Source organism: Candidatus Darwinibacter acetoxidans, assembly GCF_041936445.1.
Classification (GTDB): Bacteria; Bacillota; Limnochordia; order Darwinibacteriales; family Darwinibacteriaceae; genus DTU010.
In genome coordinates this window covers 1-1,383 of sequence record NZ_JBHGXH010000278.1, presented here as the reverse complement: position 1 = coordinate 1,383, position 1,383 = coordinate 1, and the positions used below count along the sequence as shown (strand labels likewise).

General features: G+C 59.6%; 2 protein-coding genes. Both read right to left on the bottom strand.

Going from position 1 to position 1,383, the window contains the following annotated elements; all coding sequences use genetic code 11:
• Nucleotides 1-636: 636 nt before the first annotated feature.
• Complete coding sequence (locus ACE4YL_RS10610) at nucleotides 637-822, bottom strand: hypothetical protein (RefSeq protein ID WP_461369630.1); 186 nt, start codon at nucleotides 820-822, stop codon at nucleotides 637-639.
• Nucleotides 819-1,383, bottom strand: a 565-nt coding sequence (locus ACE4YL_RS10605) for a hypothetical protein (RefSeq protein WP_461369629.1), incomplete at its 5' end; no start/stop codon positions are given. The genes ACE4YL_RS10605 and ACE4YL_RS10610, both read right to left, overlap by 4 nt.

The following is a 1,383-nucleotide window of genomic DNA, read 5'->3' as shown; positions in this document are numbered from 1 at the left end:
GGACGGTATCAGGATCAGGGATCGGAGGACAGTCTGGACTTATCGCTTCATGGCATTTATATACCGGAGAGTCTAACACATCATCGTACTCCCGCAGCGCCTCGACCGTGACCCGAAAACAAATTGCTAGTTATTCGCCCGGTTGGGGCACTCGGGATTTTTGTCCAGTGACTAAGCCTTTAGCATCAGCCAAGACGCCGCTAACCGTTATTTTAGTGCCCGGTTACTTAAACCTGCCGAAGCCAGGAGGGCACGCTCCGCTTCGCGTCGCTGACTCCGCGCTTCGCGCTCCGCGGCCTTCGGCCTTGGCGGTGGCGATAGGCCCCGGGAGGGGGGGGCTAGCCCCCCTCCCAGGTCCGGAACGCTTGCTCCCCCGTCCGCACCAGTATCAACTCCTCTTGCCTGACGTAACGTGCCCAGTAGCCCCGAGAGCTCGGCGAAACCGACATCGGATCAGCTCCCGGTTTCACCACCCAGGCCTTACAGGTAGGGTTTTTCCGGCAGAGCCAGCGACACATAGCATCGGCAAGAGCCTTGTTGTTGCTCGTTCCCGCTAGATAAGGAGGTTGCAGTTTCCCGCCCAGAGTCACCTCCTTGTAGACATAGTAACGCATTCCCGTATCATCCGTCACCGTATCACCACCGCCGGCGGCCGGGCGGCGTCGCCTGCCCGGCCCCGTCACCCTCGCCATCGGGGCCGAAGTACGCAACGAACCCCCCCGACGCCAGGGCAGTCTCAGTCAGATCGCGGATCAGTTCGTCCAGGGCGTCATCGTCGACAGCCTGGGAACAGTGGTAAATCACTTTTTCATCTTTTTTCATAGTCGCACCTTGTAGTTGTAGCCACATATCCGGCAGGCTACAGGCCGTAGTTCACCCTCGATATCGACCTCAGGCTCGTCCGGCTCATCGTCCTTGAACCAGTAGCGGACCACCGGCGACCCGCAGACCGGGCAGACCGCAGCGTGGTAGTGCTTCACGAACTGGTCACCGACCCTCTTAACGTGCTTCGGGTTCAGATACCCGAAGGTCCGGACCGCCCTCTTACCAGGCACATAGGCCGCGTGGGTCATGAGGTAGGAGAAGAGCGTGTAAACGTCGTCCTCAAAGCGGTTTTCCTTCTCGTTCCACCGGACCGAGAGCGGGATCCCGCCTGGTCGCTTGTTCTTGTAGATCCAGCCGGTCGCCTGGTTATAGTCTTTCGCGTTCACCAGGTAGCCGACCCCGACCACGTGGAAGTGGGGTGACCAGTAAGCATACTGGTGCATGTCGCCCAGGCCTAAGGCATCATCGTGCACGTGCTCCCAGAACGGCTTTGTAGCCTCACCAGAGGCCTTCAGGCTATGGTTCAGTTGCCTCAAGGCCTTCTTGACCTCCTCACGG